General features: G+C 59.9%; 12 protein-coding genes. 6 read left to right on the top strand and 6 right to left on the bottom strand.

Annotated elements, in window-relative coordinates:
- Positions 1–40: 40 nt before the first annotated feature.
- Positions 41–1,165 (top strand): GNAT family N-acetyltransferase, encoded by a 1,125-nt coding sequence (locus BLT00_RS25860; protein WP_092150828.1) that lies wholly within the window; start codon positions 41–43, stop codon positions 1,163–1,165.
- Between the two features lie 17 nt (positions 1,166–1,182).
- On the opposite strand, the gene aqpZ is transcribed toward BLT00_RS25860, so the two are convergent.
- The 5 genes from aqpZ to BLT00_RS25835 all read right to left on the bottom strand — a co-directional run bounded on the left by aqpZ (position 1,183) and on the right by BLT00_RS25835 (position 6,522).
- A complete protein-coding gene (aqpZ, locus tag BLT00_RS25855) occupies positions 1,183–1,872 on the bottom strand; it encodes an aquaporin Z (RefSeq protein ID WP_092150831.1) in 690 nt (229 codons plus the stop codon).
- A gap of 422 nt (positions 1,873–2,294) precedes the next feature.
- A complete protein-coding gene (locus BLT00_RS25850; protein ID WP_092150835.1) occupies positions 2,295–4,127 on the bottom strand; it encodes an ABC transporter ATP-binding protein in 1,833 nt (610 codons plus the stop codon).
- 85 nt (positions 4,128–4,212) lie between these two features.
- A complete protein-coding gene (locus BLT00_RS25845) occupies positions 4,213–4,776 on the bottom strand; it encodes a peptidylprolyl isomerase (RefSeq protein WP_092150838.1) in 564 nt (187 codons plus the stop codon).
- Between the two features lie 4 nt (positions 4,777–4,780).
- Positions 4,781–5,584 carry an alpha/beta fold hydrolase gene (locus BLT00_RS25840; RefSeq protein ID WP_092150841.1) on the bottom strand — a complete coding sequence of 268 codons (804 nt, stop codon included), beginning with the start codon at positions 5,582–5,584 and terminating at the stop codon, positions 4,781–4,783.
- Between the two features lie 14 nt (positions 5,585–5,598).
- The gene (locus BLT00_RS25835) at positions 5,599–6,522 is read right to left on the bottom strand and encodes a PA3225 family LysR-type transcriptional regulator (RefSeq protein WP_060738713.1); all 924 of its coding nucleotides are present in this window, start codon (positions 6,520–6,522) and stop codon (positions 5,599–5,601) included.
- Positions 6,523–6,572: 50 nt separating this feature from the next.
- On the opposite strand from BLT00_RS25835, the gene BLT00_RS25830 reads away from it, so the two are divergent.
- The 4 genes from BLT00_RS25830 to BLT00_RS25815 all read left to right on the top strand — a co-directional run bounded on the left by BLT00_RS25830 (position 6,573) and on the right by BLT00_RS25815 (position 10,812).
- Positions 6,573–6,887, top strand: a complete 315-nt coding sequence (locus BLT00_RS25830; RefSeq protein ID WP_063322469.1) for a hypothetical protein — start codon at positions 6,573–6,575, stop codon at positions 6,885–6,887.
- Positions 6,888–7,037: 150 nt separating this feature from the next.
- Positions 7,038–7,637: an FMN-dependent NADH-azoreductase gene (locus tag BLT00_RS25825; RefSeq protein WP_072341417.1), complete on the top strand. Its 600-nt coding sequence runs from the start codon at positions 7,038–7,040 to the stop codon at positions 7,635–7,637.
- A 302-nt stretch (positions 7,638–7,939) separates the two neighbouring features.
- Complete coding sequence (locus tag BLT00_RS25820; protein ID WP_092150844.1) at positions 7,940–9,808, top strand: ATP-binding protein; 1,869 nt, start codon at positions 7,940–7,942, stop codon at positions 9,806–9,808.
- 137 nt (positions 9,809–9,945) lie between these two features.
- Positions 9,946–10,812 carry a carboxylate/amino acid/amine transporter gene (locus BLT00_RS25815; RefSeq protein WP_092150847.1) on the top strand — a complete coding sequence of 289 codons (867 nt, stop codon included), beginning with the start codon at positions 9,946–9,948 and terminating at the stop codon, positions 10,810–10,812.
- A 109-nt stretch (positions 10,813–10,921) separates the two neighbouring features.
- Here the strand turns inward: BLT00_RS25815 and BLT00_RS25810 are convergent, their stop codons facing one another.
- Positions 10,922–12,220: a mechanosensitive ion channel family protein gene (locus BLT00_RS25810; RefSeq protein WP_092150850.1), complete on the bottom strand. Its 1,299-nt coding sequence runs from the start codon at positions 12,218–12,220 to the stop codon at positions 10,922–10,924.
- Positions 12,221–12,413: 193 nt separating this feature from the next.
- On the opposite strand from BLT00_RS25810, the gene BLT00_RS25805 reads away from it, so the two are divergent.
- Positions 12,414–13,760: a DEAD/DEAH box helicase gene (locus BLT00_RS25805; protein WP_092150853.1), complete on the top strand. Its 1,347-nt coding sequence runs from the start codon at positions 12,414–12,416 to the stop codon at positions 13,758–13,760.
- Positions 13,761–13,991: the final 231 nt, after the last annotated feature.

Raw genomic sequence — 13,991 nt, 5'->3', positions numbered from 1 at the left:
ATACTCGCTTCATCCGCCGCTTGGATTTTCGGGGAACCGCATGCCGCTCCACGCCTTAGACAGCTTATCCGCCATCGCGCCGCAAGAATGGGACGCGCTGGTGCCCGCCAACCAACCATTCCTGCGCCACGCCTTCTTGAGCACTCTGGAAGACAGCGCCAGCCTCGGCCCGCAATCCGGTTGGCAGCCTGAGCATTTGCTGCACATCGAAGGCGGTCGTCTGCTGGCGGCCTTGCCCAGTTACCGCAAGTGGCATTCCTACGGTGAATACGTATTCGACCATGCCTGGGCCGATGCCTGCGCCCGGGCCGGGATCGAGTATTACCCCAAGCTGCTGACAGCGGTGCCGTTCAGTCCGGTCAGCGGTCCGCGATTGTTGGCGGCCCGCGTGGAGGACGGTCTGGAATTGTTGGGCAGCCTGCCGGGTTATCTTGAGATCGAAGGGCTTTCCAGCGCCCACATCAACTTCACCGATGCCTTCACCGACGCGGCGCTGGCCGGGCAGGAGGGTTGGCTGCAGCGGATTGGCTGCCAGTACCACTGGCAAAATCGTGGTTATCGGGACTTCCAGGATTTTCTCGATGCCCTCAGTTCGCGCAAGCGCAAGCAGATGCGCAAGGAGCGTGAACAGGTGGCGGGGCAGGGCATCGAGTTCGAATGGCTCGAAGGCCAGCAACTGGACGAGGCCCAGTGGGACTTTGTCTACGCCTGTTACGCCAACACCTACGCGGTGCGGCGGCAGGCGCCGTACCTGACCCGGGCGTTCTTCAGCCTGCTGGCCGAGCGCATGCCTGAGGCCATTCGCGTGGTCTTGGCCAAGCAAGGTTCACGGCCGGTGGCGATGGCGTTCAGCCTGGTGGGCGGCGACAGTTTCTACGGGCGTTACTGGGGCTGCCTGGCGGAATTTGATCGCCTGCATTTCGAGACCTGTTTCTATCAGGGCATGGACTACGCGATTGCCCATGGCTTGCAGCGTTTCGATGCCGGGGCCCAGGGCGAGCACAAATTGATTCGCGGGTTCGAACCGGTGATTACCCGTTCGTGGCATTACTTGCGGCATCCGGGGTTGAAAGCGGCCGTGGCGGATTTCCTCGTGCGCGAGCAAGAGGGGGTGCTGGCCTATGCCGAAGAGGCGAAAACAGCACTGCCTTATCGGCAGTGCTGATTTTTCGCGGGTGTGACTCAGCTGTCTTCGTTGCCCAGCCAGCGGTAAGAGACACCACCAATGACAGCACCCAGCAGCGGTGCTACCCAGAACAGCCACAGTTGCTCGATGGCCCAGCCGCCGACGATCAGCGCCGGACCGGTACTGCGGGCCGGGTTGACGGACGTGTTGGTGACTGGAATCGAGATCAGGTGAATGAGCGTCAGGGCCAGGCCGATGGCAATCGGTGCCAGCCCGGCCGGGGCACGTTTATCGGTGGCGCCGAGGATGATCAGGATGAACATCGCCGTCATGACCAGCTCGGTCACAAAACCGGCCGCCAACGAATACCCACCGGGTGAATGCTCGCCGTAACCGTTCGACGCCAGGCCGGACGCGGTCAGGTCAAAGCCTTCTTTGCCGCTGGCGATGAAGTAGATCAGCGCCGCGGCCAGCACACCGCCGATGACCTGGGCGATGATGTAGGCCGGCAATTCCCTGGCTGGAAACCGCCCGCCCACGTACAAACCCACCGACACGGCCGGGTTCAGGTGGCAGCCGGAGATATGACCGATGGCGAACGCCATGGTCAACACCGTCAGGCCGAATGCCAGGGCAACCCCCAGCACGCCAATCCCGGAGGCAGCCAATACCGCGCTGCCGCAGCCGCCCAACACCAGCCAGAACGTACCCAACAACTCAGTCGTTGAACGTTTGAGTAAAGACATAAGCATCCTTGAAAAAACAGTCGTGATAATCGGTTATGCATCCTGCAGCATTACGACAGGCTCATCTCCAGAACCTGGGCTGAGTACAGCAGGGTTTATCGACAAATCCAGCGGCACAAAAAAACCGCCAGAGTCATGGACTGGGGCGGTTTTGGCCGTGGTCGGCGGGGAGTATGTCGTTGCTATATGGGCTAAATGGATTCTGGACAGATTTTTTCAGAAAGGCCTTGGGGCTGCACTGGCCCTACTGTTTAAGCAAAGACCCTGTGGCGAGGGAGCTTGCTCCCGCTGGGGTGCGAAGCGCCCCTCCAATCTGAGCCTCAACGCAATAAATAGGTTGGACGCTCAGCCTTATTGGGGCTGCTTCGCACCTCAGCGGGAGCAAGCTCCCTCGCCACAGGGGTCAGTGGTGTCTGGTTGATTCAGTCGATCCCCACGAACCCACCCGTCTGGTGCTGCCACAACCGCGCATACAGTCCACCCTGGGCCAGCAGTTCGGCATGGCTGCCGGTTTCGGCGATGCGGCCGTTTTCCAGCACGACCAGGCGGTCCATGCGGGCGATGGTCGAGAGGCGGTGGGCGATGGCGATCACGGTCTTGCCTTGCATCAGGGTCTCGAGGCTTTCCTGGATCGCCGCTTCGACTTCCGAGTCCAGTGCTGACGTCGCTTCGTCCATGATCAGGATCGGCGCGTCCTTGAGCAGCACCCGGGCAATGGCGATGCGCTGGCGCTGGCCGCCGGACAGCTTCACGCCGCGTTCGCCCACATGGGCATCGAAACCGGTGCGGCCTTCGGCGTCCGACAGCAGTGGAATGAACTCATCGGCGCGGGCCTTGCGCACGGCTTCCCAGAGTTGCGCATCGGTGGCGTCTGGCTTGCCGTAAAGCAGGTTGTCACGAATCGAGCGGTGCAGCAGCGAGGTGTCCTGGGTGATCATGCCGATGCGCTCGCGCAAGCTTTCCTGGCCGACCTCGGCGATGTCCTGGCCGTCGATGAGGATGCGCCCGCCTTGCACGTCATAAAGACGCAGCAGCAGGTTGACCAAGGTGGATTTACCCGCGCCGGACGGGCCGATCAGGCCGATTTTTTCCCCGGGCTTGATGGTCAGGTTGAGGTCGCCGATCACGCCGCTTTTCTTGCCATAGTGGAAATCCACGTGCTCGAAACGCACCTCGCCGCGAGCGACCGCCAGGGGCTTGGCCTGGTCGCGGTCGGTGACGCTGACTGGCTGGGCGATGGTCTGCAGGCCGTCCTGGACCATGCCGATGTTCTCGAAGATGCCGTTGACCACCCACATGATCCAACCGGACATGTTGACGATGCGGATCACCAGCCCGGTCGCCAGGGCAATGGCGCCGACGCTGATCAGCGACTGAGTCCAGAGCCACAGCGCCAGCCCGGTGGTGCCGACGATCAGCAGCCCGTTCATGCCGGTGATGACCACGTCCATGCTGGTCACCACGCGACCGGCCAACTGGGCTTTTTCGGTCTGCTCCTGGATGGCTTCGCGGGCGTACTGCTGCTCGAAGTTGGTGTGGGCGAACAGCTTGAGGGTGGTGATGTTGGTGTAGCCATCGACGATCCGGCCCATGAGCTTGGAGCGGGCATCGGACGACACCACCGAGCGCTCCTTGACCCTTGGCACGAAGTAACAGAGTGCGCCAATGTAGGCGGCGATCCACATCAGCAGCGGGATCATCAGGCGCCAGTCGGCTTCGGCGAACAGCACCAGGGAACTGATGGCGTAGATCAGCACGTGCCACAGGGCGTCCACGGCTTGTACCGCCGAGTCGCGCAGGGAGTTGCCGGTCTGCATGATGCGCTGGGCTATGCGCCCGGCGAAATCGTTCTGGAAGAAATTCAGGCTCTGCTTGAGCACGTAGCTGTGGTTCTGCCAGCGGATCAGGCTGGTCATGCCGGGGCTCAGGGTCTGGTGCACGAGCAAGTCATGCAGGGCCACGAAGATCGGCCGAAAGACCAGCGCCACCACCGCCATCCAGGCCAGTTCCAGGCCATGGACCTTGAAGAAGTCCACATTCGGCGTGCCCTGGGTCAGGTCGATGATGCGGCTCAGGTAGCTGAACAGCGCCACTTCGATCAGCGCGCCGATCAGGCCCACCACCAGCAGCACGACGAAGCTGGGCCAGACCTGTTTCAGGTAATAGGTGTAGAAGGGCAGGACGCGGTTCGGCGGGGCCGAGCTCGGGGCGTCGCGGAAGATATCGATCAGTGTTTCGAAACGGCGAAAAACCATCTGTAAATGCCCTGGCAGGGGCTCTCCTTTTTGCTAATGGGCGGTGCGGGATGACCCGCGCCGCCCAGGCTTGCCGTGTGCCGCTTCAGTCGATGCGCTTGGCCGACTTGATGAGCACAGGGTCGATCGGCACGTTTTGCATGCCTTGTTTGGTCGTGGTCTGGGAGTTGACGATGATGTCCACCACGTCCATGCCCTTGACCACCTTGGCGAACACTGCGTAACCGGCGTCACGGCCCGGATCGAGGAAGGCGTTGTCGGCCACGTTGATGAAGAACTGGCTGGTGGCCGAGTCCGGGTTGGATGTGCGGGCCATCGACAAGGTGCCACGAACGTTGTGCAGGCCATTGCTGGCTTCGTTCTTGATTGGGGCCTTGGTGTCTTTTTGTTGCATGGTTTGAGTGAACCCACCGCCCTGGGCCATGAAGCCCGGGATCACTCGGTGGAAAATCGTATTGGTGTAGAAGCCACTGTCCACGTACTCAAGGAAGTTCTTGGTGCTGATGGGGGCCTTGACCGGGTCCAGTTCGATTTCGATCTGGCCGTTGGTGGTTTCCAGCAATACATGGGGTGCCTTGGCGGGAGTCGCAGCCATCAGGTTGGCGGCAAACAATACGGTGCCGGCGGCAAGGGCGATTTTTTTCAGCATGGGGTCAGTGATCCTGAGTGGTGGAATCGGTTGCGGTCAAAAAGTCGAGCAGGGTTTGGTTGAAGCGTTCGGGTTGATCCAGCGGGGTGGCGTGCCGCGAATCGGCGATGACCACCAGCCGTGCATCGGGCAGTAGCCTGACGTAGGCTTCTTTCAGTGCCACCGGGGTGTAGTCATGGTCGGCGCAAATGACCAGGGTTGGACAGGCGACCTGCGACAGTCGTTCCTGCACGCCCCATCCCACGATCGCATCGAAGCTGGCGAGATAAGCACGTTTGTCGTTCTTTGCCCAGCGCCGAGCCATTTCCAGGCGTAACTCGGTTTGTTCGGGCTTGGGGAATAACTTGGCGCCGAGGGCCTTGCCGATGGTCTCCAGGCTGAGGATGCGCATCAGGCTCCAGCGCTTGAACCATTGCCAGCAGTCATCGGGCGTGCGGACTTTGACTTCGGGAGCACTGTTGACGATGCACAGGCTCCTGACCAGGTTGGGTTGGTCCACCGCCAGCTGAAAGCAGATCATGCCGCCCATGGACCAACCCACCAGATGCACCGGGCCGAGGTCCAAGTGTTCGATCAGGGCGACCAGGTCGGCGCTGAAACCTTCGATGCTGTAGCGCTCGCGCGGCTTGTCGGAGCGACCGTGACCGCGCACATCCACCACGATCAGGTGGTAGCGGGCGGACAGCACCGGGATCTGCTTTTCCCAGTCGCGGGTGCTCGAGCCCAGGCCGTGGACCATCAGCAAGGGCGTACCGTGGCCGTATTCCTCATAGTGCAGGTTGCAACCTTCATGTTCAAAATAGGCCATCGGCGAAGTCCTTGTCAGGCTTGTTCAGGGGCGGCGAACGGCGCATCCAGCGGCGCGGTGTCGAAGGTGCGCAGCAATTCGATCAGGATCTGCGTGGCCGGGCCCAGGGGTTTTTCCTTGTTTGAGAAAAGATAGAAGGTCGAGTTGCGGCTGCCTCCCTGTTCCAAGGGTAGACGCTTGAGCACGCCTTCCTTGAGTTCCCGTTCGATCATGTGCCGGGGCAGCCAGGCGAAGCCCAGGCCGCTGCCGACAAAACTCGCGGCGGTGGCCAGGCTGCCCACGGTCCAGCGCTGCTCGGCGCCGAGCCAGCCGACGTCGCGGGGCTGTTGGCGGCCGGAGTCGCGGATGACCACTTGCAACTGGCTTTCCAGGTCCTGGAAGTTCAGTTCGCGGTTGAGGCGGTGCAGGGCATGCTCGGGATGGGCCACCGCGATGAACTCTACGTCGCTCAACTCCGCCCCCAGGTAACCGGGAATGCTGAAGCCGCTGATGGCCAGGTCGGCCACGCCTTCGAGCAGCACTTCTTCGACACCCGACAACACTTCTTCGCGCAGCCGCACCCGGCAGCCACGGCTTTGTGGCATGAACGCCGTCAAGGCGCGAACGAGGCGGGCGTTGGGGTAGGCCGCGTCGACCACCAGGCGCACTTCCGCTTCCCAGCCTTGCTCCATGTGGTGGGCCAGGTCTTCCAGTTGGCTGGCCTGTTTCACCAGTTGCCGGGAACGGCGCAGCAGTACGCCGCCGGCTTCGGTCAGCACGGCCTTGCGCCCATCGATGCGCAGCAACGGTACGCCGAGCTGATCCTGCATGCGGGCCACGGTGTAGCTCACTGACGACTGGGAGCGATGCAGCACTTCAGCGGCCTGGGCGAAGCCGCCGTGGTCGACCACGGCCTGCAAGGTGCGCCATTGATCAAGGGTTACGCGGGGCGCTTTCATATCGAGCTCCTCTTGTCCTAAGCTGGCAGTCCCTTGGTGGAGACTGCCGAATGAAGAAAATCTGTTGTGTGGTGCTGGCCCTGCTGCCACTGACTGCGTTTGCCTACCCGATCGATGTGGAAAAACACCTCAACGGCCTGAGCATCGACTACAACGCCTATGACACCGATGCCGATATCGGTTCCATCCAGGTCAACAACTATGGCAACACCGACGCGGCTTGTACCGTGGTCTTCAACAATGGCCCCGAGGCACCGCGCACCCGCAAGATCGAAGTCGCCGCCGGCAAGTTCAAGAACGCCACGGCCAAGTTCAACCGCAACATCATCAAGCTGCGCATCAAGCTGACCTGTCAGCCGAAATAGCCCGGCAGTGAGGCAGGCAATATTGCTTGCTCCGCTTATAAACGAATTTATCGATGCTTTACAGCAGTTATTTGCGCTTTTTCATCGATATGATCGCGTTTAACCTTCACTCCATCGACTGACAACATTCTCAGATGGAGCCTACAAGCCATGTCCCGCGTTCTGATCATCGAAAGCAGTGCCCGCCAGCAAGACTCGGTGTCCCGTCAACTGACCCAGACCTTTATCAGCCAGTGGAAAGCAGCGCACCCGGCCGATGAAATCAGCGTTCGCGACCTGGCCGTCAATCCGGTGCCGCACCTGGATGCCAATCTGCTGGGTGGCTGGATGAAGCCGGCCGAGCAGCGCAGCGACGTTGAAAACGCCTCGCTGGAGCGCTCCAACCAACTGACCGATGAACTGCTGGCCGCGGACGTGCTGGTAATGGCTGCACCGATGTACAACTTCGCCATCCCCAGCACACTGAAAGCCTGGCTCGACCATGTGCTGCGTGCCGGCGTGACGTTCAAATACACCCCCACCGGACCTCAAGGCCTGCTGGCCGACAAGCGCGCCTTCGTGCTGACCGCCCGTGGTGGCATTCATGCCGGCGGCAGCACTGACCATCAAGAACCCTACTTGCGCCAGGTCATGGGCTTCATCGGGATCCACGACGTGACCTTCATCCATGCCGAAGGTATGAACCTGGGCGGCGACTTCCAGGAGAAGGGCCTGAATCAGGCCAACGCCAAACTGTCCCAGGTCGCCTGATCCGTTAATCCTCGGATAATCGCCAGGTGGTCTAGTGGCCTGGCGCTTCCCTTCAAATCGTTTTGCGCATCGAACCTCCCTTTGCACTTTTTGCTCCTGAGTGCATCAGCCCGATTGAACGCTTTAGCGAGATCGGGCTTTTTTTTGGGGGAAATAGAAATAACCACTACCTGACATGAACGGCCCCTCAAGCTTTTGAGGGCTGGGAGATAGGCTGGCGGCAAACTCACTCGGATTGGGCAAGTCTGTCGACGTCTGGCTGTGGTAATTTATGCGCCGATTTACAGTAGGGAGGCTGTGATATGTTAAAAATCAAACGGCAAACATGGGCCTTATTTCTAGCCTATCTCATAGGGGCAGGTGGCTATATCTACTACCTCTATGTCGAGACGCAAAGCGTCCTTACTGACAACATTAATAATAAATTGCTGCATGCCGCGCTGGGGGCTTCGGCGATCCTCGGCGACCGTTACCATGACAATCTGGTCGATAAGCAATCCAAATCGCAAGCGCAGGACTGGGATACCATTCAGCGCCTCTCCGGCTTCAACGAGTCCATGGGCACTGCGTTTGTCTATAGCGTGATCAAGCGAGGTGCAAAGGCCTACCTGATCAGTTCCAGCGCATCGAAAGAAGAAATTCAAGAGAAGAATTTCGTGCGTTTTTTCGATCCTTATCCCGATGCCAGCCAGGCTTTACTCGATAGTTTTGAGCGTACCGAGCCAACCTGGATCGACTACTCGGATCATTGGGGTGATTTTCGCGCGGTCTTTGTCCCCTTAAAATCACAAGACGGTACGGTGTATGTTGTCGGGGCGGAAGTTACCTTGGCGGACTACTACCAACAACTTAATCATGACTCGCTGTACCACATCATCCTGGCCATCCTGGTATTTCTCGCTTTCCTCCTTTTACGCATGCGCGCTCATCTTCAGCAACTGCGAGTCAATGAGCAGGTATTGAATCAGGCTAAAAATGCCGCCGAAGACGCTGATCGTTCAAAAACCAGCTTTCTGGCAACCATGAGTCATGAAATTCGCACCCCGATGTACGGTGTCATTGGCGCGACCGAACTATTGGCCCGGTCCGCCCTGGATCCCGAGCAACGCCGTCTTCTCACAACGATTCATTCCAGTGGACGGACCCTGCTGTCTCTTATCGATAACATTCTCGATCTCGCCAAAATCGAAGCGGGCAAACTTGAATTGAAACCTCGTGTTTTCGAAGTGAGAGCACTGGTTTCATCCTGTATGGAACTCATCCGGCAAAATATCCAGGACAAACCCATCGTGCTGGAGGCGCAGTTTTCCCCAGACGTACCGCCTTTGGTCAAGACCGATATGGATTGCCTTCGCCAGATATTGATCAACTTGCTGGGCAATGCGGTCAAATTTACCGAAGCCGGAAAAATATCGCTCCTGGTCACCACCAGCGGTTACGGCTCTCAAGCGTGGCTCGACTTCTCCATACGCGATACCGGCATCGGTATCCCCACGGAACGGCAAGACAATCTGTTCAAACCCTTTGTCCAGTTTAAAGAGGCGGCTAGCCAACGCTTCACTGGGAGCGGGTTGGGTCTTTCTATCTGCAAGAATCTGCTCGAGGCGCAGCAGGGGACTTTAACGTTCACCAGTCAGCCAGGTTTAGGCTCGACATTCTCCTTCTCTCTGCCCCTGGCGCTTTTTTCAGTCTCGGAAATACCCATCAAGGATGATCATGCGGCGGTTGGCTTCGACTCGTCTTTTGCCGAGGATTATCCGCTCGATATCCTTCTGGTGGAGAACCATCCGGTGAGTCAGAAAGTGGCCATGGCGATGCTACAAGAGTTGGGTTATACACCCGACCTTGCGTCAGATGGCCTGGAAGCGGTCAATCGTTGCATGGCTTCGACGCCAGAGATTATTCTGATGGATATCAACATGCCCGTGATGGATGGGATGGAGGCTGTGCGTAGAATTCGCGAGTTACCCCAGGGCGATACTTGCTACATCGTTGCTTTCACCGCGAGTGTTTTTTCCAGCGAGATAGAGCGTTTCAGGGCCGGGGGTGCCGATGACGTCCTGACCAAACCGGCAAACTTCCAGGCGCTGACCCGAGTGCTTCAGCGTGCCGCCAGCCATCGGCACCAGCGTCAGGCCACTCCTTGGGTCGTGGATGAACTTTCAAGTTAGTGGAGTATCTGTGGGAGCTTGCTCGCGATGGCGGAGGGTCAGAAATACAGATGCTGACTGACACGCCGCTATCGTGAGCAAGCTCGCTCCCACCGTTCAAAAGCGCTATCTTCGCCGCCATTCGAAACGAGGGCGGTATGGGCTATCTACTTTTTGTGACATTGATCCAGGCGTTTTCCTTCAGCCTGATCGGCGAGTACCTGGCTGGGCATGTGGACAGTTATTTCGCGGTGCTGGTGCGGGTGTTGCTGGCCGGGCTGGTGTTCATTCCGCTGACGCGCTGGCGCCAGGTGGAGCCGGCGTTCATGCGCGGCATGTTGTTGATCGGTGCCTTGCAGTTTGGCGTGACCTACGTCTGCCTGTATCTGAGCTTCCGAGTGCTGACGGTGCCCGAGGTGCTGCTTTTCACCATCCTGACGCCCCTGCACGTGACCTTGATCGAAGACGCGCTGAACCGTCGCTTCAACCCCTGGGCGCTGATCGCGGCGCTGGTGGCCGTGGCCGGCGCGGCGGTGATTCGCTACGACCGGATCAACCCGGATTTCTTCATGGGCTTCTTGCTGCTGCAACTGGCCAACTTCACCTATGCAGCCGGGCAGGTGCTGTACAAGCATCTGGTGGCCCGCCACCCGAGCGACCTGCCGCATTACCGGCGTTTCGGTTATTTCTATGTTGGGGCGCTGATGGTGGCGTTGCCGGCTTTCCTGCTGTTCGGCAAGGCCAACTTCTGGCCTGAAGCGCCGCTGCAATGGGGCGTGTTGGTGTTCCTCGGCCTGGTCTCCACCGCGCTGGGGCTGTACTGGTGGAACAAAGGCGCGTGCCTGGTCAATGGCGGGACGCTGGCGGTGATGAACAACCTGCATGTGCCGGTGGGGCTGCTGGTGAACCTGCTCATCTGGAACCAGCACGAGGCGTTGGGGCGGTTGCTGTTGGGGGGATCGGTGATATTGGCGGCGGTGTGGATCAGTCGGTTGGGGATCCGCCAGCCGCTACCTGCACGCTGAAAACCCCTGTGGGAGCTTGCTCGCGATGGCGGAGTGTCAGTCAGCATCTATGTTTCTGATACACCGCTATCGCGAGCAAGCTCGCTCCCACAGGGGATCTGTGGTGGTTTCAGATCACCTGCTTCTGCGGCTCCGGCAGGTGGCTTGCCCCCAGCACCGCCGGCAACAACCCTGAACGCAAATCCGTGCCGCTGGGCTGCTGATACAGGTTCAACCCAAACTCCGGCATCACCGCCAGCAGGTAATCGAAAATATCCCCCTGGATGCGCTCGTAGTCGGTCCACGCGGTGGTGCGGGTGAAGCAGTAGATTTCCAGCGGGATGCCTTGGGCGGTGGTCTGCAACTGCCGGACCATGCAGGTCATGTTCGGCTGGATCTCCGCGTGGCTTTTCAAATACGCCAGTGCATAAGCGCGGAAGGTGCCCAGGTTGGTCATCCGCCGACGGTTGGCCGACATCGCCGCGACGTTGCCCTGTGCCTCGTTCCAGGCCTTGAGTTCGGCCTGCTTGCGGCCGATGTAGTCGGTCAGCAGGCGCACCTGGGTCAGGCGTTGTTCTTCCTCGTCATGCAGGAAACGCACGCCGCTGGCGTCGATGAACAGGCTGCGCTTGATCCGCCGCCCGCCGGATTGCTGCATGCCACGCCAGTTCTTGAACGACTCGGACATCAGTCGCCAGGTCGGGATCGAGACGATGGTCTTGTCGAAATTCTGCACCTTGACCGTGTGCAGCGTGATGTCCACCACATCACCGTCGGCGCCGACCTGGGGCATCTCGATCCAGTCGCCGACCCGCAACATGTCGTTGCTGGTCAGCTGCACGCTGGCGACGAACGACAGCAGGGTGTCCTTGTAGACCAGCAGGATCACCGCCGACATCGCTCCCAGGCCCGACAGCAGTAACAGCGGCGAACGGTCGATCAGGGTGGCGACGATGATGATCGCGCCGAATACATACAGCACCATCTTCGTCAGTTGCACATAGCCTTTGATCGAGCGGGTACGGGCGTGCTCGGTGCGCGCATAGACGTCCAGCAGGGCGCTGAGCAAGGCACTGAGAGCCAGCACCAGGAACAAAATGGTGAAAGCCAGGGCGACATTGCCGAGGAAAACCAGGCTGGTCTTGCTCAGTTCCGGCACCAGGTGCAGGCCGAACTGGATGATCAGCGACGGTGTCATCTGCGCCAGGCGATGGAAGACCTTGTTCTGGCGCAGGTCGTTGACCCAGTTCAAGGCCGGTTGGCGCCCCAGCAACTTGGCGGCGTGCAGGATCAGGTAGCGCGCCACACGGCCAAGCACCAGGGCGATGACCAGCAGCAACATCAGGGCGAGGCTGGAATGCAGGAGCGGGTGCTGGTCAAGGGCACCCCAGAGGTCTTGGAGGTTGACCCAGAGTTGTTTGATGTCCATGGACGAAACGGTTCTTCTATAAAGACGCGACGGGACGATTAGAGCATTTAAGCCCGGTCAAGTGACCGTTGATGCAATAACGGCTGATAAAAATGCACTGATTTGCCGCCGTTTGTATAAAGAAACTCGGCCTTCGCGCTCGAAACCGTTACCCTATGCAGCTGTTTTTTTGCATTTCTTCGAGGTAGCACCCGTGTTTTCCCAATTCGCCCTGCACGAACGCCTGCTCAAAGCCGTGGCCGAGCTTAAATTTGTCGAGCCAACGCCGGTGCAGGCAGCGGCTATTCCGCTCGCGCTCCAGGGGCGTGACCTGCGGGTGACGGCGCAAACCGGCAGCGGCAAGACCGCCGCGTTCGTGCTGCCGATCCTCAACCGCCTGATCGGCCCGGCCAAGGTGCGCGTCAGCATCAAGACCCTGATCCTGCTGCCGACCCGCGAACTGGCCCAGCAGACCTTGAAGGAAGTGGAGCGCTTCTCGCAATTCACCTTCATCAAGTCCGGCCTGATCACCGGCGGCGAAGACTTCAAGGTCCAGGCCGCCATGCTGCGCAAGGTGCCGGACATCCTGATCGGCACGCCGGGGCGGATGATCGAGCAGTTGAACGCCGGCAACCTCGACCTCAAGGAAGTCGAAGTACTGGTGCTGGACGAAGCCGACCGCATGCTCGACATGGGTTTTGCCGAAGACGTGCAGCGCCTGGTGGACGAATGCGTCAATCGCCAGCAGACCATGCTGTTCTCTGCCACCACTGGCGGCTCGGGCCTGCGCGAGATGATCGCCAAGGTGCTGAACAACCCTGAGCACTTGCAGCTCAACGCGGTCAGCCAACTGAACTCCACCACCCGCCAGCAGATCATCACTGCTGATCACAACCAGCACAAAGAACAGATCGTGAACTGGTTGCTGGCCAACGAAACCTACGAAAAAGCCATCGTATTCACTAACACCCGGGCCATGGCCGACCGCATCTACGGTCGCCTGGTGGCTCAGGAATACAAAGCGTTCGTGCTGCACGGCGAGAAAGACCAGAAGGACCGCAAGCTGGCCATCGACCGCCTCAAGCAGGGCGGCGTGAAAATCCTCGTCGCCACCGACGTCGCCGCCCGCGGCCTGGACGTGGAAGGCCTGGACATGGTCATCAACTTCGACATGCCCCGCAGCGGCGACGAATACGTGCACCGCATCGGTCGTACCGGCCGCGCCGGCAACGACGGCCTGGCGATCTCGTTGATCTGCCATGGCGACTGGAACCTGATGTCGAGCATCGAGCGCTACCTCAAGCAGAGCTTCGAGCGCCGCACCATCAAGGAAGTCAAAGGCACCTACGGCGGACCGAAGAAGGTCAAGGCCTCGGGCAAGGCCGTTGGCGTGAAGAAGAAAAAGGTCGACGCCAAGGGCGACAAGAAGAAAACCGGCTCCAAGGCCCCGACCAAGCGCAAGACCGCCAACCGCCCGAAGGCCGACGCCCCGTCGCTGGTCAGCAAGGACGGCATGGCCCCGCTCAAGCGCCGCAAGCCAGAAGCGCCTGCGGCTGAGTGAAGCGGCGCTAGTGCCTCATGAAAAACCGGACCCAAGGTCCGGTTTTTTATGGGTGAAACTCGACCTTAAGTTCGATGCAGAACCTGTGGCGAGGGAGCTTGCTCCCGCTGGGCTGCGCAGCAGCCCCAAAGTTGCGTGTTCACCCATTATTGCGCGGCGAGACTTGTTTATTGGGGGGGCGCTTCGCACCCCAGCGGGAGCAAGCTCCCTCGCCACAAAAGCGAAGCGGTG

It is taken from the genome of Pseudomonas sp. NFACC51 (genome assembly GCF_900103575.1).
Classification (GTDB): Bacteria; Pseudomonadota; Gammaproteobacteria; order Pseudomonadales; family Pseudomonadaceae; genus Aquipseudomonas; species Aquipseudomonas fluorescens_Q.
The sequence above is the reverse complement of the archived record's forward strand: the minus strand, read 5'-3'. Positions and strand labels throughout refer to the sequence as shown.

Bases quoted from the DNA above. Each gene is read 5' to 3' on its own strand.
- BLT00_RS25850 (WP_092150835.1), bottom strand. From the start codon at position 4,127: ATGGTTTTTCGCCGTTTCGAAACACTGATCGATATCTTCCGCGACGCC.
- BLT00_RS25830 (WP_063322469.1), top strand. From the start codon at position 6,573: ATGAAGAAAATCTGTTGTGTGGTGCTGGCCCTGCTGCCACTGACTGCG.
- BLT00_RS25840 (WP_092150841.1), bottom strand. From the start codon at position 5,584: ATGGCCTATTTTGAACATGAAGGTTGCAACCTGCACTATGAGGAATAC.
- BLT00_RS25860 (WP_092150828.1), top strand. From the start codon at position 41: ATGCCGCTCCACGCCTTAGACAGCTTATCCGCCATCGCGCCGCAAGAA.
- BLT00_RS25845 (WP_092150838.1), bottom strand. From the start codon at position 4,776: ATGCTGAAAAAAATCGCCCTTGCCGCCGGCACCGTATTGTTTGCCGCC.
- aqpZ (WP_092150831.1), bottom strand. From the start codon at position 1,872: ATGTCTTTACTCAAACGTTCAACGACTGAGTTGTTGGGTACGTTCTGG.
- BLT00_RS25815 (WP_092150847.1), top strand. From the start codon at position 9,946: ATGGGCTATCTACTTTTTGTGACATTGATCCAGGCGTTTTCCTTCAGC.
- BLT00_RS25835 (WP_060738713.1), bottom strand. From the start codon at position 6,522: ATGAAAGCGCCCCGCGTAACCCTTGATCAATGGCGCACCTTGCAGGCC.
- BLT00_RS25820 (WP_092150844.1), top strand. From the start codon at position 7,940: ATGTTAAAAATCAAACGGCAAACATGGGCCTTATTTCTAGCCTATCTC.
- BLT00_RS25810 (WP_092150850.1), bottom strand. From the start codon at position 12,220: ATGGACATCAAACAACTCTGGGTCAACCTCCAAGACCTCTGGGGTGCC.
- BLT00_RS25825 (WP_072341417.1), top strand. From the start codon at position 7,038: ATGTCCCGCGTTCTGATCATCGAAAGCAGTGCCCGCCAGCAAGACTCG.